Annotated in this window: 12 protein-coding genes; 5 read left to right on the top strand and 7 right to left on the bottom strand. The window is 52.8% G+C overall.

All coding sequences use genetic code 11. From position 1 onward, the window contains the following. Window positions 1-164 precede the first annotated feature (164 nt). Window positions 165-557 (bottom strand): hypothetical protein, encoded by a 393-nt coding sequence (locus AC0N03_RS05210; RefSeq protein WP_474287511.1) that lies wholly within the window; start codon window positions 555-557, stop codon window positions 165-167. 200 nt (window positions 558-757) lie between these two features. Between AC0N03_RS05210 and AC0N03_RS05205 the strand changes: the two genes are divergently transcribed. From AC0N03_RS05205 to AC0N03_RS05195, 3 genes are all read left to right on the top strand, one after another. After that, on the top strand, window positions 758-3,460 hold the full coding sequence (locus AC0N03_RS05205) for a site-specific DNA-methyltransferase (protein ID WP_474287510.1): 2,703 nt from the start codon (window positions 758-760) through the stop codon (window positions 3,458-3,460). Then, on the top strand, window positions 3,460-6,603 hold the full coding sequence (locus AC0N03_RS05200; protein WP_474287509.1) for a BPTD_3080 family restriction endonuclease: 3,144 nt from the start codon (window positions 3,460-3,462) through the stop codon (window positions 6,601-6,603). Before AC0N03_RS05205 ends, AC0N03_RS05200 begins: the two co-directional genes overlap by 1 nt. Before the next feature lie 150 nt (window positions 6,604-6,753). Continuing rightward, window positions 6,754-6,972, top strand: coding sequence for a hypothetical protein (locus AC0N03_RS05195; RefSeq protein WP_474287508.1), 219 nt, complete (start codon window positions 6,754-6,756; stop codon window positions 6,970-6,972). Window positions 6,973-7,621: 649 nt separating this feature from the next. On the opposite strand, the gene AC0N03_RS05190 is transcribed toward AC0N03_RS05195, so the two are convergent. From AC0N03_RS05190 to AC0N03_RS05170, 5 genes are all read right to left on the bottom strand, one after another. Continuing rightward, the gene (locus tag AC0N03_RS05190) at window positions 7,622-10,018 is read right to left on the bottom strand and encodes a primase-helicase family protein (protein ID WP_474287507.1); all 2,397 of its coding nucleotides are present in this window, start codon (window positions 10,016-10,018) and stop codon (window positions 7,622-7,624) included. Further along, window positions 10,015-10,305 (bottom strand): hypothetical protein, encoded by a 291-nt coding sequence (locus tag AC0N03_RS05185; protein WP_474287506.1) that lies wholly within the window; start codon window positions 10,303-10,305, stop codon window positions 10,015-10,017. The genes AC0N03_RS05190 and AC0N03_RS05185 overlap by 4 nt, the downstream gene beginning before the upstream one ends. A 65-nt stretch (window positions 10,306-10,370) precedes the next feature. Next, window positions 10,371-10,607: a helix-turn-helix transcriptional regulator gene (locus AC0N03_RS05180; protein ID WP_474287505.1), complete on the bottom strand. Its 237-nt coding sequence runs from the start codon at window positions 10,605-10,607 to the stop codon at window positions 10,371-10,373. Window positions 10,608-10,724: 117 nt separating this feature from the next. After that, complete coding sequence (locus AC0N03_RS05175) at window positions 10,725-11,255, bottom strand: hypothetical protein (protein WP_474287504.1); 531 nt, start codon at window positions 11,253-11,255, stop codon at window positions 10,725-10,727. Then, window positions 11,252-12,454: a tyrosine-type recombinase/integrase gene (locus tag AC0N03_RS05170; RefSeq protein ID WP_474287503.1), complete on the bottom strand. Its 1,203-nt coding sequence runs from the start codon at window positions 12,452-12,454 to the stop codon at window positions 11,252-11,254. Before AC0N03_RS05170 ends, AC0N03_RS05175 begins: the two co-directional genes overlap by 4 nt. A gap of 499 nt (window positions 12,455-12,953) precedes the next feature. Between AC0N03_RS05170 and AC0N03_RS05165 the strand changes: the two genes are divergently transcribed. Both AC0N03_RS05165 and AC0N03_RS05160 read left to right on the top strand, forming a co-directional pair. Then, the gene (locus tag AC0N03_RS05165; protein ID WP_474287502.1) at window positions 12,954-14,111 is read left to right on the top strand and encodes an OpgC family protein; all 1,158 of its coding nucleotides are present in this window, start codon (window positions 12,954-12,956) and stop codon (window positions 14,109-14,111) included. Window positions 14,112-14,195: 84 nt separating this feature from the next. After that, window positions 14,196-14,864: an SOS response-associated peptidase gene (locus AC0N03_RS05160; RefSeq protein WP_474287501.1), complete on the top strand. Its 669-nt coding sequence runs from the start codon at window positions 14,196-14,198 to the stop codon at window positions 14,862-14,864. A gap of 65 nt (window positions 14,865-14,929) precedes the next feature. Here the strand turns inward: AC0N03_RS05160 and AC0N03_RS05155 are convergent, their stop codons facing one another. Beyond that, on the bottom strand, window positions 14,930-15,133 hold the full coding sequence (locus AC0N03_RS05155) for a hypothetical protein (protein ID WP_474287500.1): 204 nt from the start codon (window positions 15,131-15,133) through the stop codon (window positions 14,930-14,932). Window positions 15,134-15,152: the final 19 nt, after the last annotated feature.

The following is a 15,152-nucleotide window of genomic DNA, read 5'->3' as shown; positions in this document are numbered from 1 at the left end:
TGTCACGCTGGATCCTTATCTCGGACGCCTGGTTCCGGTGTTCAGCAATGGAAGTGGCGAGCAAAATCACGCCCAATGAATTAGCCAAGAGATTCACGATTAAAAATACGGGCAGCGTGAGGCTAATCTAAGACCCGAATTCCTGTCATTAGCTGGGGGTTAGATCACAGGTCGCTCGGCCAAAAGTGCGCGGCGTCTTCATTCCGAAACAAAGTCTGAATTTCAAGGCGCGTTCCGTTAAATTTTAGCCAAAACTTACGGTCGGTTATGCCGATAGCAACTTGCTTTCCCGAAGCACCTAATTTTTTCAATGTTTTGCAAAGTTCACTAAGTCTGTATGAATCTACACCAATATTGGCGCGCCAGGGTGAGGTACAATAAATCAAAGTTCCCATAACCGGTGTATTGACAACGATCCCGTCTCGATCTGCTAGAAACTGCGTGTCAAGCGGCACCTCGGCTTTAGTGCTTTTCGTACCCAGCCGCATTTTTGGTAATTTACTGGCTGCTTCAAATAATTCATCGAAAGGCAGTTGAACGGACCGGTCATGATTCATGCATTTTATCCTATTTTATTGTGTCCCTAGCGTTCAAAGCCCAGCCTTATAGCGGAAGGCATCCCAATACGCCACGCTTCTCCGACATGCCAACACACCCGTGATTTTCATTTTCGTGCCAGATAGGACGTGATCTGCAAGTGATTCTCTACTAATTGTTGCTATCACGATATTTCTTCTGAGCTTATAGGGGTGTTTTAATGACGCAGGATGATCGCGCGGCCGCTTCCTCCTACAAGCACAAGCAAGAATCGGTGCAACGTCCTGACGTTGGCGTCGAAGCGCAGTTCTCCAACAAGAAGGCACCTAAGACCTACCGTTACGATTCAAGCCTTGCGCCAGAATTGTCGTGGGATGACAGCGCCGAGCGCGCCTTTGCCGAATGGCTCCTGGGGCTGGTCGCCGACGCCGCCGAAAAGGGCGAGAGCACGGTCTTCGCCACCCCGCATGTATGGGCGGGCAACGGCGAGAGCTTCGGGTCCCTGTCCCAATGCGTCGCCCGCCTTCGCAGCCTGACTAAGCCCTTTCTGAATTGGACAGGTAAAGCTGAGAGGCAGCAGGTCACGGTGCCGACTATGCCCCTGTTCGTCCACGAGCGGCATTCGACACAAGCCATCCTGGAAACGCTGAAATCGCACAAGGCGCTTGGCACCAACCTCGACCTGTTCGGCGACACCAACCTCGACGTCGCCGACAAACTCGACGCCTACGAGCATAAGGGGCCGTGGGCCAACCGTCTCATCCTGGGCGACTCATTGCAGGTCATGAATTCCCTGCTCGAATACGAAGGCATGGGTGGTCAGGTCCAGATGATCTATTTCGATCCGCCTTATGGGGTGAAGTTCGGATCGAACTTCCAACCATTTGTGAGAAAGAACCGGGTCACTCACGGATCAGACGACGAAATGATCCGTGAACCGGAGATGGTTAAAGCCTACCGGGATACATGGGAGCTTGGTCTTCACTCTTATCTCACCTACCTGCGTGATCGAGTGATGCTTGCAAGAGAGTTGTTAGCAGAATCAGGATCAATCTTTATTCAAATATCTGACGATAACATTCATCATGTAAAGGAAATTTTGGATGAAATATTTGGATCAGACAATTTCTGCGCTGTCATATCCGTTCGAAAAACCACTAGCGAAGGAAGTCGCCTGATAGGCGCAACTTGTGACTACCTAATTTGGTACGCCAAAAATTCGAAAACAGTATCATATAGTCCAGTTTACGTATCACGTAGTGACGAGAGCGATGATCGCTATGATCAAGTCTTAATGCCTGACAACACGAGCAGACCTGCCACTGCAGATGAAAAGGCGGGATTGGTCGAAATTCCTAAAGGCGCTCGCCTATTCAGGTTGGATAACATTACAAGCTCACGTCCCGCAGGGGATGGAGACCTAAGAGAATTTGAGTTCGATGGGCGGACTTTTACTCCTGGGAAGGGGACATTTAAAACTAACCTTGAGGGAATGAAGCTCCTTGCAAAAGAGGGACGCCTTCACGCATCAAGTAAGGGTGGATTGTCTTACCGGCGATTTAAGGACGACTTCGGATATTCGATCGTCGGTAACTTATGGGCAGATATAAGTGGTGCTGTTCAAAGTCGTTCCGACCCAAAGATTTACGCTGTTCAAACTTCAACATCAGTAATTCAACGCTGTATGATGTTAACGACGTCCCCTGGCGATTTAGTGATGGATATAACTTGTGGGTCTGGTACCACTGCATATGTTGCAGAGCAATGGGGAAGGCGTTGGATTACTTGCGACACATCTAGGGTTCCATTGGCACTTGCCCGTCAAAGGCTCCTGACTTCATCTTTCCCGTGGTATCATCTTAAACAACCTTTATCAGGCCCCATCGGCGGTTTTATCTATGAGCGCAAAAAGAACCGAAATGGTGACGAAATTGGCGGTCTTGTTCCAAGAATTACACTTGGATCAATAGCCAATAAGGATGAGCCCGAAATTGTTACGCTAGTCGATAGACCCGAAACAGCTAGTAAAGTCACGCGCGTCTGCGGCCCTTTCACTGTCGAGGCCACTATCCAAGCGGCCATAACGCTTGAGGATGATACGACAAACTCGACGCCGAGCACATCCGACAACCCGCGCGCCTTCCTTGATCGCATGATCGAAGTGTTGCGCCAAAGCAAGACGCTGCAACTGCCCGGCAATGTAACCCTACAACTGGAAGGGATCAGCCCACTGCCCGACCGCGAATATCTCCATGCCGAAGGCGTGGCGAAGAACGGCACCGACAAGCGCATTGCCTTCGTCTTCGGTCCGGAAGACGGCGCCATCGGCTCCGAATATGTTTTCAACGCCCACACCGAAGCCTTGCAGCAAGGCTTCCAGCAACTGTTTCTGTTTGGCTTCGCCATTCAGGCAAAGGCGCGCGAGATGCTGGACAAGCTGAAAGTGCCGACGACTTATGTGGCAGTAACGCCTGACGTGGTGATGTCGGACCTGCTGAAGACTACTAAGGGAAGCGAAATCTTCTCGATCACCGGCTTGCCCGATGTCACTATTGAACAGGCCGGAAAGGACAAGGACGGCACACCGCTGCATCGTGTCGTGATCAAGGGGCTCGACATTTTCCGCCCTGACACGATGGAGACAGAGGAGGTCAAGGCCGAGAACCTGCCGTGCTGGATGCTGGATAGTAACTACAACGGCATGGTTTTCATGGCGACGCAGGTGTTCTTCCCTAAGACTGGCGCTTGGGAGAACCTGCAAAAATCCCTCAAAGGCCAATTCAGCGACAGCGTCTGGGAGCATCTTGCCGGCACGGTGAGCGAGCCCTTCGTGCTCGGCGACAAGAAGCGCATCGCCGTCAAAGCCATCGACGAGCGCGGCAATGAACTGATGGTCGTCAAAGCTGTCGAGGGAGGCAAATGATGCCCGCCGCCCAGACGCGGGAGCCAGCACCGACCGTTGCCGAAGTTGACTCGCCAATCATCAACTCGCCTTTTCGCGAGCCTGAGCAGCACTGGCAAATCGAACGCGGCAAGCCGCCCGTCAAGGCTGAGGGAAGGCGGCGCGCGAGCTATTTTTATCGTGTGCCGGAACATGCCGGGCGCGGTAAAAAGAATAAGCAACAAGCTGAGATGTTTGAAGAAGCCAAGGGTGAGGAAGTCGAACTTACGATAGTCAACTTGATCCGCCTCCGGGTGAAGGAATGGCGCGAGGGTCTGCATTCGGGCGGCGTAGCCTATGACGGCGCAACGCCGATCACCAAGGAACTGCTGGAGCTCTGGCGCAGTGGCGACAGGATGCAGCGACTGTTTTTCGCCCAAATCGAAGCTGTCGAAACTATCATCTTTCTGACCGAAGCCGCCGAAATTTATCGCAAGGGTATTCCTGAAATTCCAAAGGACGAGCCCGGCCTTGAATCTAAGGCGGCAGGTGTTCGCGCGTTCCTCCGCTACGCCTGCAAAATGGCGACTGGCTCCGGCAAGACGACCGTGATGGGGATGCTGGCGGGGTGGTCCATTCTCAACAGCGTGGCGGCGCCGCGCGATGATCGCTTCTCTGATACGATCCTCGTCGTTTGCCCGAACGTGACCATCCGCGAGCGGTTGCAGGAACTGGACCCTGCGCTTGGCGATCTCAGTCTCTACCGGACGCGGCAATTGGTGCCGCCCCATCGTATGGAAGAACTGCGCCGTGGCGAGGTGATGATCGCTAACTGGCACCGCCTTGCGAAGAAGGAGACCAACACGGTCAACGGCGACTCGGCAAAGGTCGTTAAAACCGGCGAGGCCGTCGAGGTCGTCAAGAATGCCGGAAAGACCAACGAGACGGTCGAAACGAAATACTTCGAGTCCGACGCCGCATGGTTCAAGCGCATCCGCCGTGAACTCGGCAGCGGCAAAGGCCGCAGTCAGCACTGGCTGATTTTCAACGATGAAGCCCACCATGCCTATCGTCGCGGCGATAGCACGGCGGAGGACCAGACACTCGACGAAGATAAGGACCTCGCCAGCAAGAACGAGCGCGAGGCGACGATCTGGATAGAAGGGCTCGACCGCATCCATAAACTGGCAGGTGGCAGCCGCAGGCGCGGTATCAATCTCTGCGTTGATCTATCGGCCACCCCCTTTTATATTCAGGGTTCCGGCAATGATGTCGGCAAGCCTTTCCCTTGGATCGTGTCGGACTTTGGCCTGCTCGATGCGATTGAGTCCGGCCTTGTAAAGATTCCGCAGCTACCGGCACGCGACGTGACCGGCGCAGCGGAAGCGGCCTATTTCAACATCTGGCGGTGGGTGCAGGCCAAGGCAAAGGAAGATGGCCTCGGCACGACCATTACACCTGAAATTGTCATGAACTACGCCAGCGCGCCCATCAACCTGTTGGCCGCCGAGTGGCATCAGCGCTTCCTCGAATGGGAGCAATTTTCCAAACAACAGCAGAAGCACCCGGTCCCACCGGTCTTCATCGTTGTATGTCGTGACACGGCGGTCGCGCGCGAAGTCCATTCATGGCTTGCAATTGGCAATGACAGCTATGGGCTGTCACCTGCATATTTCCGTAACGCTCCAGGTCACGAGGTCACCGTCCGCATCGACTCGAAGGTGATCGAGGACATTGAGGCTGGTGGCACGAAGGATGAGACACGTCGCCTGCGCTTCATTCTCGATACTGTCGGCAAGGCTGAATGGCCTGGCGGCAAGGTGCCTGAGGATTGGTCAGAGCTTGTTCGCAAGCATAATGAGAAGGCTGCTAACGACGACAATGACGGATCGCTGAAGTGGATCGATGAGCGCATTCCGCCCGGTCGCGATGTGCGGTGCATCGTCTCGGTGGCGATGCTAGCCGAAGGCTGGGACGCCAACACCGTGACCCACATCGTCGGCCTGCGTCCTTTCGGATCGCAGCTTCTGTGCGAGCAGGTCGTGGGCCGCGCCTTGCGCCGCAAGAGCTATGCGCTCAACGAAGACACGCAAATGTTCTCGGAAGAAACCGCAAAAGTCTTTGGGGTGCCCTTCGAGTTGATCCCGTTCAAGGTCGCGCCAGCCGGTCCACAGCCGCCGCAACCGGACCCCAATCACATCTATTCAGTGCCAGAGAAGGCTGAATACGAAATCAACTTCCCAATCGTGACCGGCTATCACCAGTCGGGAAGCTTCGAGGTTTCGGTGGATTGGGGACAGGTGTCGAAGGTGACCATTGACCCCATGCGCATTCCACAGCTTGTCGAACTGACGCCGCTGACGACGCCGGATGGCGCGCTTGCCGCCTACGGTCCCGGCGAAAAGCCAGTGCTCTCGCTGAAAGACTGGCGCGCTCTGTTCCGTGACCAGCAGGTCGCTTTCCGCCTTGCGCGGGAAGTCTGCGTCCGCTGGCAGGCTGACAACGGTGCGGCTGCTGTGCCGATGCAGCAATTGTTCCCGCGCGTCGTCTTTGCCGCCAAGCGCTTTCTTGCCGAGAAACTGGACCGGAAAGGCGACAGCCAACCATGTGACGTGCTTCTGGTTGGCGAATACATGCAGGCTTCCATCGGCGCTTTGCTCGATGCGATCAAGAAGGGAGCATCGACCTCTAATGCTGAGGTGGCGATCATTCCGCAGGGCGCATCTGGCAGAGGCAGCACGCTTTATGTCGATTTCCACACGACCAAGCCGATTTATCCCGTCAATCGTTGCCATCTCAACGCAATGGTCGCGGATACGCAGAGGTGGGAACAAAGCGCTGCTTTCATCCTTGATATCCATCCAGGCGTCGGGCGCTGGGTGAAGAATGACAGGCTCGGCTTTTATATTCCTTATCGACGCCGTGGACTGCCCGCTAAATACTTTCCCGATTTCATCGCTGTCACCGACAAGGGCGAGAACGTAATCGTTGAAATCAAGGGACAGGCCAACGACGATGCCGACACTAAGGCTAAAGCTGCGCGGCGATGGACGGGGGCTGTGACTCGGCTGGGTTCACATGGAACCTGGCGTTATCTTTTCGTGACCGATCCTAGCCGCCTCGGACTGGACTTAAACGAGCATACCAAAGCGGCTTGGGATCAGGGTGAGTTTGAGCTAACCTAGACTACAAGATCTTAAGCCGAAACCTTCAAGCATTTGACGTTCCGGACACACATAGAATCGATTACAGTACTTGATTTCTTGGATTCAACTTGCATTCCGGCTATCATTTACCTGAACGACTTCGGCGAGAATGCACTTTAGGACGTGATCATGAAGTTGGAGCCGGATTTGTTCGCTGCTGTCACCGGCCTCAATGTGACGGATTTCCACCTGTTTGTGCGTCTGAAGGTATTCCACGCTGAACAAATGAATTGGGCGGTGTTTATCGTCCAAAGTTATGAGGATGCATCGTTGCAATACACTGGAATCGAGAGCCACGATGGACTTACCGATTACAGGCTTTACGACACAGTAGTTTGCAGAGAGTAAATACAAAACCGCACGTCAAGCCGCATAATCAAATAGCAATTATTTTTACCTTCTAGCAGATCCTGCCAGCTTTGGCTGTAATGGCCTTCCTGACCTCGAATTTAACAAACAAGGCGCACAGAAATTCAGATTCTTCGCCATACCGCACGAAATCCCTCGTCCCCACTCCAACGCCGCTCGCGACGAAAGCCCAGTTTCCGAAGTGCATCGCCTAACTCACCAGGATGCGCATGCGCGCGCGACCTGCCGCGCAACGAGATCTGCAGTGTTGGCAGAGAGAGCCCTTCGCGTTGCAACTCAGCAGGGACCGTTTCGAGTAACCGCCGCAGGCGAAGTTCTAGCGGAACCAACCTCTCTTTCACAGCATCCACTTCAGCGCATTTGCGCTCCTCCTGCTCCAAGCGTTCACGCTTACAATATTCCTGCAAAGCATTTATGTAGGCCGACAAACACACCTCCTGTGGTGATCAAATTCAACCCCGCCAAACCGCTAGCAATCAAATAAGTGAAGTCAGTGATTTCTTATTGTCAACATTCTCCCACTCGCTTTTTCTCTCCCCATTTTTTAGATTTATAAAATTAATCAATACAATGAGAGGTAACCACCTGACGAAGATGCCACATTGTATAATCAACGACTTCACCTACATCACTTGCCGCTGCCTCTCGCCAGTGCCGCCGCTGCTGTAAATCTTTCGTTGATCGGCAACGATTTCTTAGAGTAAATGGCGATCCTGTTACCATCAATTTTCCATAAACCGTCCGCGGCACTTTCGTTCCGAACAGGCACATAGCCACATTTTTCGAGGCGATGCGGGATTGCACGTCGATTTTTTCGTTCACTGATCCACCCGTACAGTTCCAACCCACCTTTCTCGCGAGCCGCAACTAAGATCTGACTAAGCGTAATAGCTTGTGGGCTTCCAATTTTTTCAATCGTATCCGCGAGTTCTGTATCTTCCGGCGCGCGGTTTGCGTCCGCGATGGCCCAAAACGCTGAAGTCTTAGGAGGTGGAGCCTTAGGATTGAAGGCAGAAATATCGAGGGAACCTAGATAAGCCGCGACGTGCGCGTGACCACCGCTTTCATACCATCGCCAAAGGTTCACCCAATATTCCGGTGAAAAGTCAGTCTTTTCTCTATCGGACCACGCAACAAAATGGCGACGATCATCAGTTGGAAGATAAATGCCGTCGGTCTTGTGATTTGTAGTGATGATCACCCCGCAGCAATTAACAACATAATGTTCGCGAATATGCTTTTCATCTACGCGCAAGACATCAGGTGGAGAGGCTGTATAGACCTTCATATGATCATAGAATTGAAACCGGTCAGTGTCTCCTAAATCGCGAGCTTCGCTGACGCGCAAAATGACTGATTTAACAAAGCCGTTGAAGCGCCCGAGTATCTGCGTTGGACTTGCCTCTGCGAAATTTCCCGGTCCGATAGCCTTTTTAACAGGCTCCAGAATAGTGTCCTTTCCGATACCTTGTCCGCCGCCAAGTACAAGTGCGTGATTAATTTTCTCGTGTGGGCGCTGCACACGATGGGCAAGCCAACATACTATGTGATCCGCTTCCTCAGGAAAGACCTTGCGAATATGATCGAGCCAAGGACTTGCTTTTTGGGAAATGCCCCCAGGCAGATAAGCTGGTGGTCGGTATAGGTTGAAGGTGGTTGCGCCTTTATGGTCGATCCAACCGCCATTGGCGACAAGTCGGTTATAAATGAACATTGGCTCGCCCGGCGCCCAAGTTATCTGCTCGACAGGGTGATTCTGATCGAGCCAATTGCTGGCAAGTTGCTTCCGTTGTTGGCCATCGCCCGCAGCTAAAAGAATTGGAGCGAAGCGAGCATTAATGCTGGTAGCGGGCCACATTTCGCCTGTCGGCAGGAAGATATAAGAGTGCATAGGCATGTATGCGCAAAATTGATTGAGCGAAACACCCTCGTTAGTTGAATCTGGGGCTCCGCTATTTAGATCATAGCCAAGTTGAATAGGTGACTTACATTTTTGATTGCACCCGCTACATTTAGCGTCAGCCAGCAGGCGGAATGTATTGCAAAGTGTCGGACCCTTCTTCCAGCCGTTGATCTTCTGATCCGTTTCCTGCTTGTCGTAACGAGGATCACCGTTGCTCCATTCGTGACAAAGCGATTCACCTCCCGTAGTGAATTTGATAACACCGATACTGGCTCGCCAAAGCGGCTCGCTCACGCGCCCTTTCACTTCTTTGAAATACGCCAATGTCGGACAATGCTCGATAATCCGGAGCGCCGACGATAGCGAAAAACTGCAGTCTATCGATTTACTATCGGAATTCCCGTCACGTCCGGCCCCTTCGTCGCTTAACGCGGCCATAAAGTCGAATAGATCGACCTTCTCACCAGAATAGCAGATTTGTACTGACTTGGGATTAGCCGGGTCCTTCCAATTCGTCGTGCACGGTACACGCAATACACTCACGATGTCTGCGGTGCGGCTCGGATCGGCGTCAAAATTGAGTCGAGAAGCCAGCCACTTTAGTTGTGTTGCGCACTCGATCCATATTTCAGTAGGGATACGCTCATCGAACACCCAATAAATGTGAAGGCCATTTCCAGAATTCACAACATAAGTCGGCTTCGGCAACGAGGCAGCCAGCGCAAATTTCTTGAATGCTTTCAACCCGTCGGTTTGATTCGCGAATGACTTTGTTGGCCCGCAGTCAATATCGAGCCAAAAGCTACGCGTACCCATAGCCTTCGCGGTTACGCGGTTACCCGTGTTGACCTCAAAATCTACGTCTCGAAAAAGCGCAAGAGCAAAATAAACGTTCTCGCCCTCTTTAGAAAAACGCTCAACATAGGCGATGGCTTCATCAATTGTTTTGGCATAGTGGTGCTTAAAGCCTGACTTTGCTTTCCCGGTCTGTTTATCGATCCATTGAGTCGATTTGGCGATGATCCCTACGCCCGGTAGACTACCGTCCATTTTTGCACCCCAAATGTCAGTTAAAAACAGACGCGTCGTGGCGTCGCCTACTAGCGGCGTATAGTGGTTCATCGTGGATTCTCCCCGTTGAGGAGCCGAATGATCCTAATGAGTTGCGGCTTAAAGGCTGGCACATCGTCCGATAACATGCTGCCCATGTATCCCGTCATATCGTCTTCATTCCCCCACGCAATCACGTATGCCTCTCCCGCTTCCACAAGCAAATGCTCGAGCGCGGTTAATTCCCCGATCAGAAAACGCGCTCGCCGCTCGGCTTCCGGTATTAAAAATCTGTAGCAATCAATGGCCTTCTCATGAGTTAATACCCAAAGCTCATGTTGACTTTTGTAATTACTCATCGAACTTATCCTTGCAGTTAAATCAGCAGGTTTTTTGCCTTTAGCCCTAAGTCGAAACGGTCGAGCTATTGCGTTGCGCTATGACTTTCGGCGTAAGCTAACAGGGCAGTGACGGGCCAACCCAAACGGCGCTCGGAGAGACGGATGGCAGGCGGAAGTTTCCCGGCCCAGTGAAGCCGACGAAACGTAGCAATAGAGACACCAAGAAGTTCTGCGCCCTGACGAGCACTCAAAATGCGCGCCGCATCTAGTCCAGGCGGCAGAAGAACAGATTTTTTTTCGCTGCTTTTTAAATAAAACATTATTTGATCCTCCAAGGCGCAATGATCGCGGCAATGGATCAATAATGCTCACTCATAGGCTGAATGCAGCCAGAAATAGCCGGAAATAGCCGGAAATCATCTTGCGGTGGGCTAACCCTAATCCCGAAATGCGCCCATTACTGCCTTGGCAACGTCTTGCAGAGTTGTGCGACTAGGCACGTGCTCTTCACCGTACAGTTGTTGAAAGGCCAGTTGTATTTTTTCGATAGTTTCCGCCTGTGATTTCTGAATCCCGTCGTTATGAACGGCCAGAGCGATTGCTGCACATAATCTATCGCGATCGATCGTCTTTCGCCCTCTCGTCTCTTTACGCTCCTGCGACACAAGTTCAGGCTTATTGCCCGTTGACTTTATTTCGGTCGCGTGAAGAATCACATCGTTATATTTCATACGTGATGTAATATTTCTAAAGAAATATTCTATTTCGCTCGTCCACACTGCGCTACCGATTGGGATTATTCCTTTATCAGGATCATAACGGAAGGCCTGCAAAGCTCCTGTCACGAGTTTATGAAGTAGCCGATTCGCAGCCTCAAAGGCGATATCAGGCCCGCGTATGTTGTCGCGATTCTGATTAGCAAGAGTTGAAAAGGCTGCATAAAGAGAGATGTAGCCGTCTGGGATCATTGCCCCGTCCCTTCGATCAATTTAGCAATATGACCCGCCCAATGATCGAGCGCTGCGCGCTTTTCTGCGGCATAAACGGCTCGGTTATAAATCCCAGCAACACCTGCCTTATGGCCGCTAAGATGATTTAACACGGCCTCGACAATATGCGGCTGAACTCCAATATTGGCCATTCCGGTAGCAACCGTTCGGCGAATATCATGAACACGCCAAGGCACCAGTTCCGTATTAGACTTACCTTTGCGAAGCGCCGTTAGAATTCGTGCGTCGAGCCGTGTCTTGCAGTTACTCCAACCGGAAAACGACCCAACACCTTCTCCAAACAAAAGATCTCGTCCTTCACGCTTATTCACTCCTTCAATGATCGCTAACGCACCGGCACTTAACGGCACCTCATGAGGTCGGCCGTTCTTCGAGCGCTCTTTCGGCAAGGTCCAAAGAGCGTTTCCAAAATCAATTTCGCTCCAACGCATCGCCGCCACTTCCTCTCGCCGCTGGCCGGTCAACATAAGCAACTTAATGATTGCACCATAATCGCCGTCACCAGCTTCACACCATATTAGCCGCAATTCGTTAGCTTTCAGCACGCGATCACGCGTCACTTCATCTACTGCTTTGTTGGTTCCGACGACAGGATTCACCTCGGCCAGCCCCTCGCCCATAGACCAAGTATAAAATGCCGATAGAGCAGCACGCGCACGATTTGAGGCAAAGGGTCCGTTTTCCTTCGCAATCTTATTGAGTTGGACGGCAACACTCGCCTTGGTAACTTTCTTCAACGGCAGACCATGAAGTAATTTCCAATGGCTTTGCAGATGGCGTTGAACTTCCTGATAGCTGCGCAGCTTAAGTTTCCGTTTTGCAAAAACTAGATATTCGTCGATAGCTGTCCCGAGGGTAGTTGCCGCCTGTTGCCTGCTTTCGGCCTTCTCTTTTGCCGGGTCGCCACCAAGCCTCGCTTTTGCTAATATCGCTCTCGCCGCTTTACGTGCGGCATCTGGCTCGAAATGTTCGAGGCTTCCAATGGTTAGACGGCGCTGAGGGGAGCCGCGACCACCGAGTCGATAGGAAACGAACCATGTCGATTTTGTCGCTCTGACCCGAAGGCCAAAACCAGGAAGTTCGTCGTCATAAACAAACATCTCCTCCCGTTCAGGAGGAAGAGTAAGTTTGGACACTGAGGCTTTTGTAAGTTTCATTTGCAAAGCCGCTGTGCAATAGGATGGAAGCACTGTGGAAGCACCAGCATAGCGTACTTACGCCTACTTACGATGCTCTATGCTCCCGTTTATCTGATATTGTGCTCGAAAACGCAAGAGATTTTGGGTTTTTTGGCAGCATATGATCACAAATGAATAAATTAAATTGCAGACTACGAATCTGAGGGTCAGAGGTTCGAATCCTTTCGGGCGCGCCATTATTTTCAAATTCTGATGGGTAAGGAAAGCTTAAAAGCTTCGCAAAATCACGCGCGCCTTTTTTGCGCCCGATTTAAAAAACAATCTTCCGGCAAGCTTCAGAATCTACGGTTTTTATATTAACCTCTGGGCGGATATCCCGCCGAGAGCTATGCTGCCAGAGCGGCATGGGTCATCAAATTTTATGACAATGTTATTTGATCTGATGAATGGTGCTGCACAGCGTGCTAATTTTGAAAACTGAATAATTGTCATTCGTTGATTGTGAGATTTTGATTTCGTGGACGGCATTCGCAGAATCGGAAGCATTGATTTCTGGCGCGGCATTGTGCTCGTCGCCATCATGGCTGACCATATTCCGGGAAACCTGCTTGAATTCCTGACGCCGCGAAATTTCGGAATTTCGGACAGCGCCGAGGCCTTCGTGTTCCTATCCGGCATATCTGTCGGTCTGGTCTACTACGCCAAGGCCGAAAAGCAGGGCATGATCGCGGTGTTTCGCAGCGCGCTGATGCGGGCCGGTCTGATCTACGGTGTACATATTGCCCTGACATCCGGGGGCATCATCATTTTCTCGCTGGGATACTGGCTCTGGGGCCTGCCCGATCTCATGCAGATGCATGGGCGCGACGTGCTGCTTTTCCAGCCCTGGCAAGGCATGGCCGGAATCCTGCTGCTCAGCCACCAGCTGGGCTATTTCAATATTCTGCCGCTTTATATCGCGCTGATGCTCTGGACTCCGGTTGTGATCGGATTGGCGCGCCGCAGCAAAATGCTCGCGCTCGCGGTCTCTCTGGGCCTGTACACCATCACCCGCTATCTTGGCCTCGGGCTGCCGGCCTGGCCGCAATCGGGAACTTGGTTTTTCAACCCGCTGGCCTGGCAACTGGTCTTCACTCTGGGCATAGTCTCGGCGATTGAATGGCGCGAGAAATATCTGCCGCGCGCGCCCATGCTGCGGGCGGGCGGATGGCTCATTGTGCTGGCTGGCGGCCTCATCGCCACCAACGCTTTTGGCCTGATGCCGGACCTGCGCGCCACGGCCTATGCCGAGCTGGATATCGGCAAGCAGAATCTGGGCCTCGTGCGTCTTGGCTATTTTCTGGCGCTCGCCTATTCCCTTGCCACCACGCCGCAACTGATGCTGCTCGCTGGCCATACACTCGGCCCGATGCTGCAGAAGCTCGGACGGCAAAGCCTCAAGGCCTTCGTCATCGGCTCCTTGCTGACAGCGATGGGACAGGTGCTGCTGCTGGAGCTGGGCACCTATTTTCAGCCGGAAGTTTTGCAGGCCTTTGCAGCCGCTTACACAATTTGCGCCGTGATCCTGCTGTTCAGGCTTGTCGCGCACCTTGACGCCGGGCTTCACTGGCTCCCGGATGCAATTCTTGGGTTTGTGGCCCGTATGACCGGACCGGTCAAGAAACCCGTGCGCTGAAGGCCGGTCACAGGGCAGGAGCCGCTGCCTGCTGCACGCGTCAGGCGGCTTTACAAATATGGTTCCGCTTGTCACAAACAGACCATGTGCGGACGCTTCACCCAACATTATACATGGCGCGAAATTCATGAGGCGCTGAATATCATCGGCCCGAACCGCAACCTGCCGGCGCGCTATAATCTTGCCCCAACCAATCCCGTGGACACGATCATCGGACATGGCGACGATCTCGAACTCACCATGCGCCGATGGGGGCTTGTGCCCGGCTGGTGGAAAAAGACGCTCAGAGAGGTACCCTCCACCTTCAACGCCCGCGCCGAGACCATCGCCGAAAAGCCCATGTTCAGAACCGGCTTCCGGCGCAAGCGCTGCGTGATTCCGGCCTCGGGCTTTTACGAATGGACGCAGACGGAAACCGGCAAGCAGCCGCATTATTTTTCTGCCCGCTCGCATATGCCGCTCTGGATGGCCGGGATATGGGACGACTGGACCGATCCCGTTTCATCGGACACGCTGTATTCATGTACCATCATCGTGACGCGCGCCAACACCTTCATGCAGCCATTCCACGACCGGATGCCGGTTCTCCTCGAACTGGCCGACGTCAGGAAATGGATCTTTCACGATGGTGATGCGGAGCAACTGCTGCAACCACCGGGTAACGGGATGCTGCAGCAATGGCCGGTCTCAAGGCGGGTCAATGCCGTGGGCAAATGCGATGACGCCGGCCTGATCGAACCTCTGCCGGCTTAGGCTGCCTTCTTCATCAAGGCGAGCCGACACGATAGAGGCGGCCATTGCATCTGAATGGAGCGGGCCTAGCGAAACAAGCCGTAGATCAGCATCACGCAGCCTGCCGTCAGCATGACGACACACATCATGAAAATGCCGTTGCGGATATTGTTTAAATATGCGTCAAATTTTTCAAGTGTTTGTCGCGGCACAACCGAATTTGGCAGATAATGGACGAGCTTATAGGCCGCCCAGCACAACAGGAAAAAAACAACGACAATCTTGATCACGCCAGAAAATCCATGCCCT

The sequence above is a fragment of the Methylocystis sp. sgz306128 genome (assembly GCF_056032725.1).
This window is presented reverse-complemented; position numbering and strand designations above follow the sequence as displayed.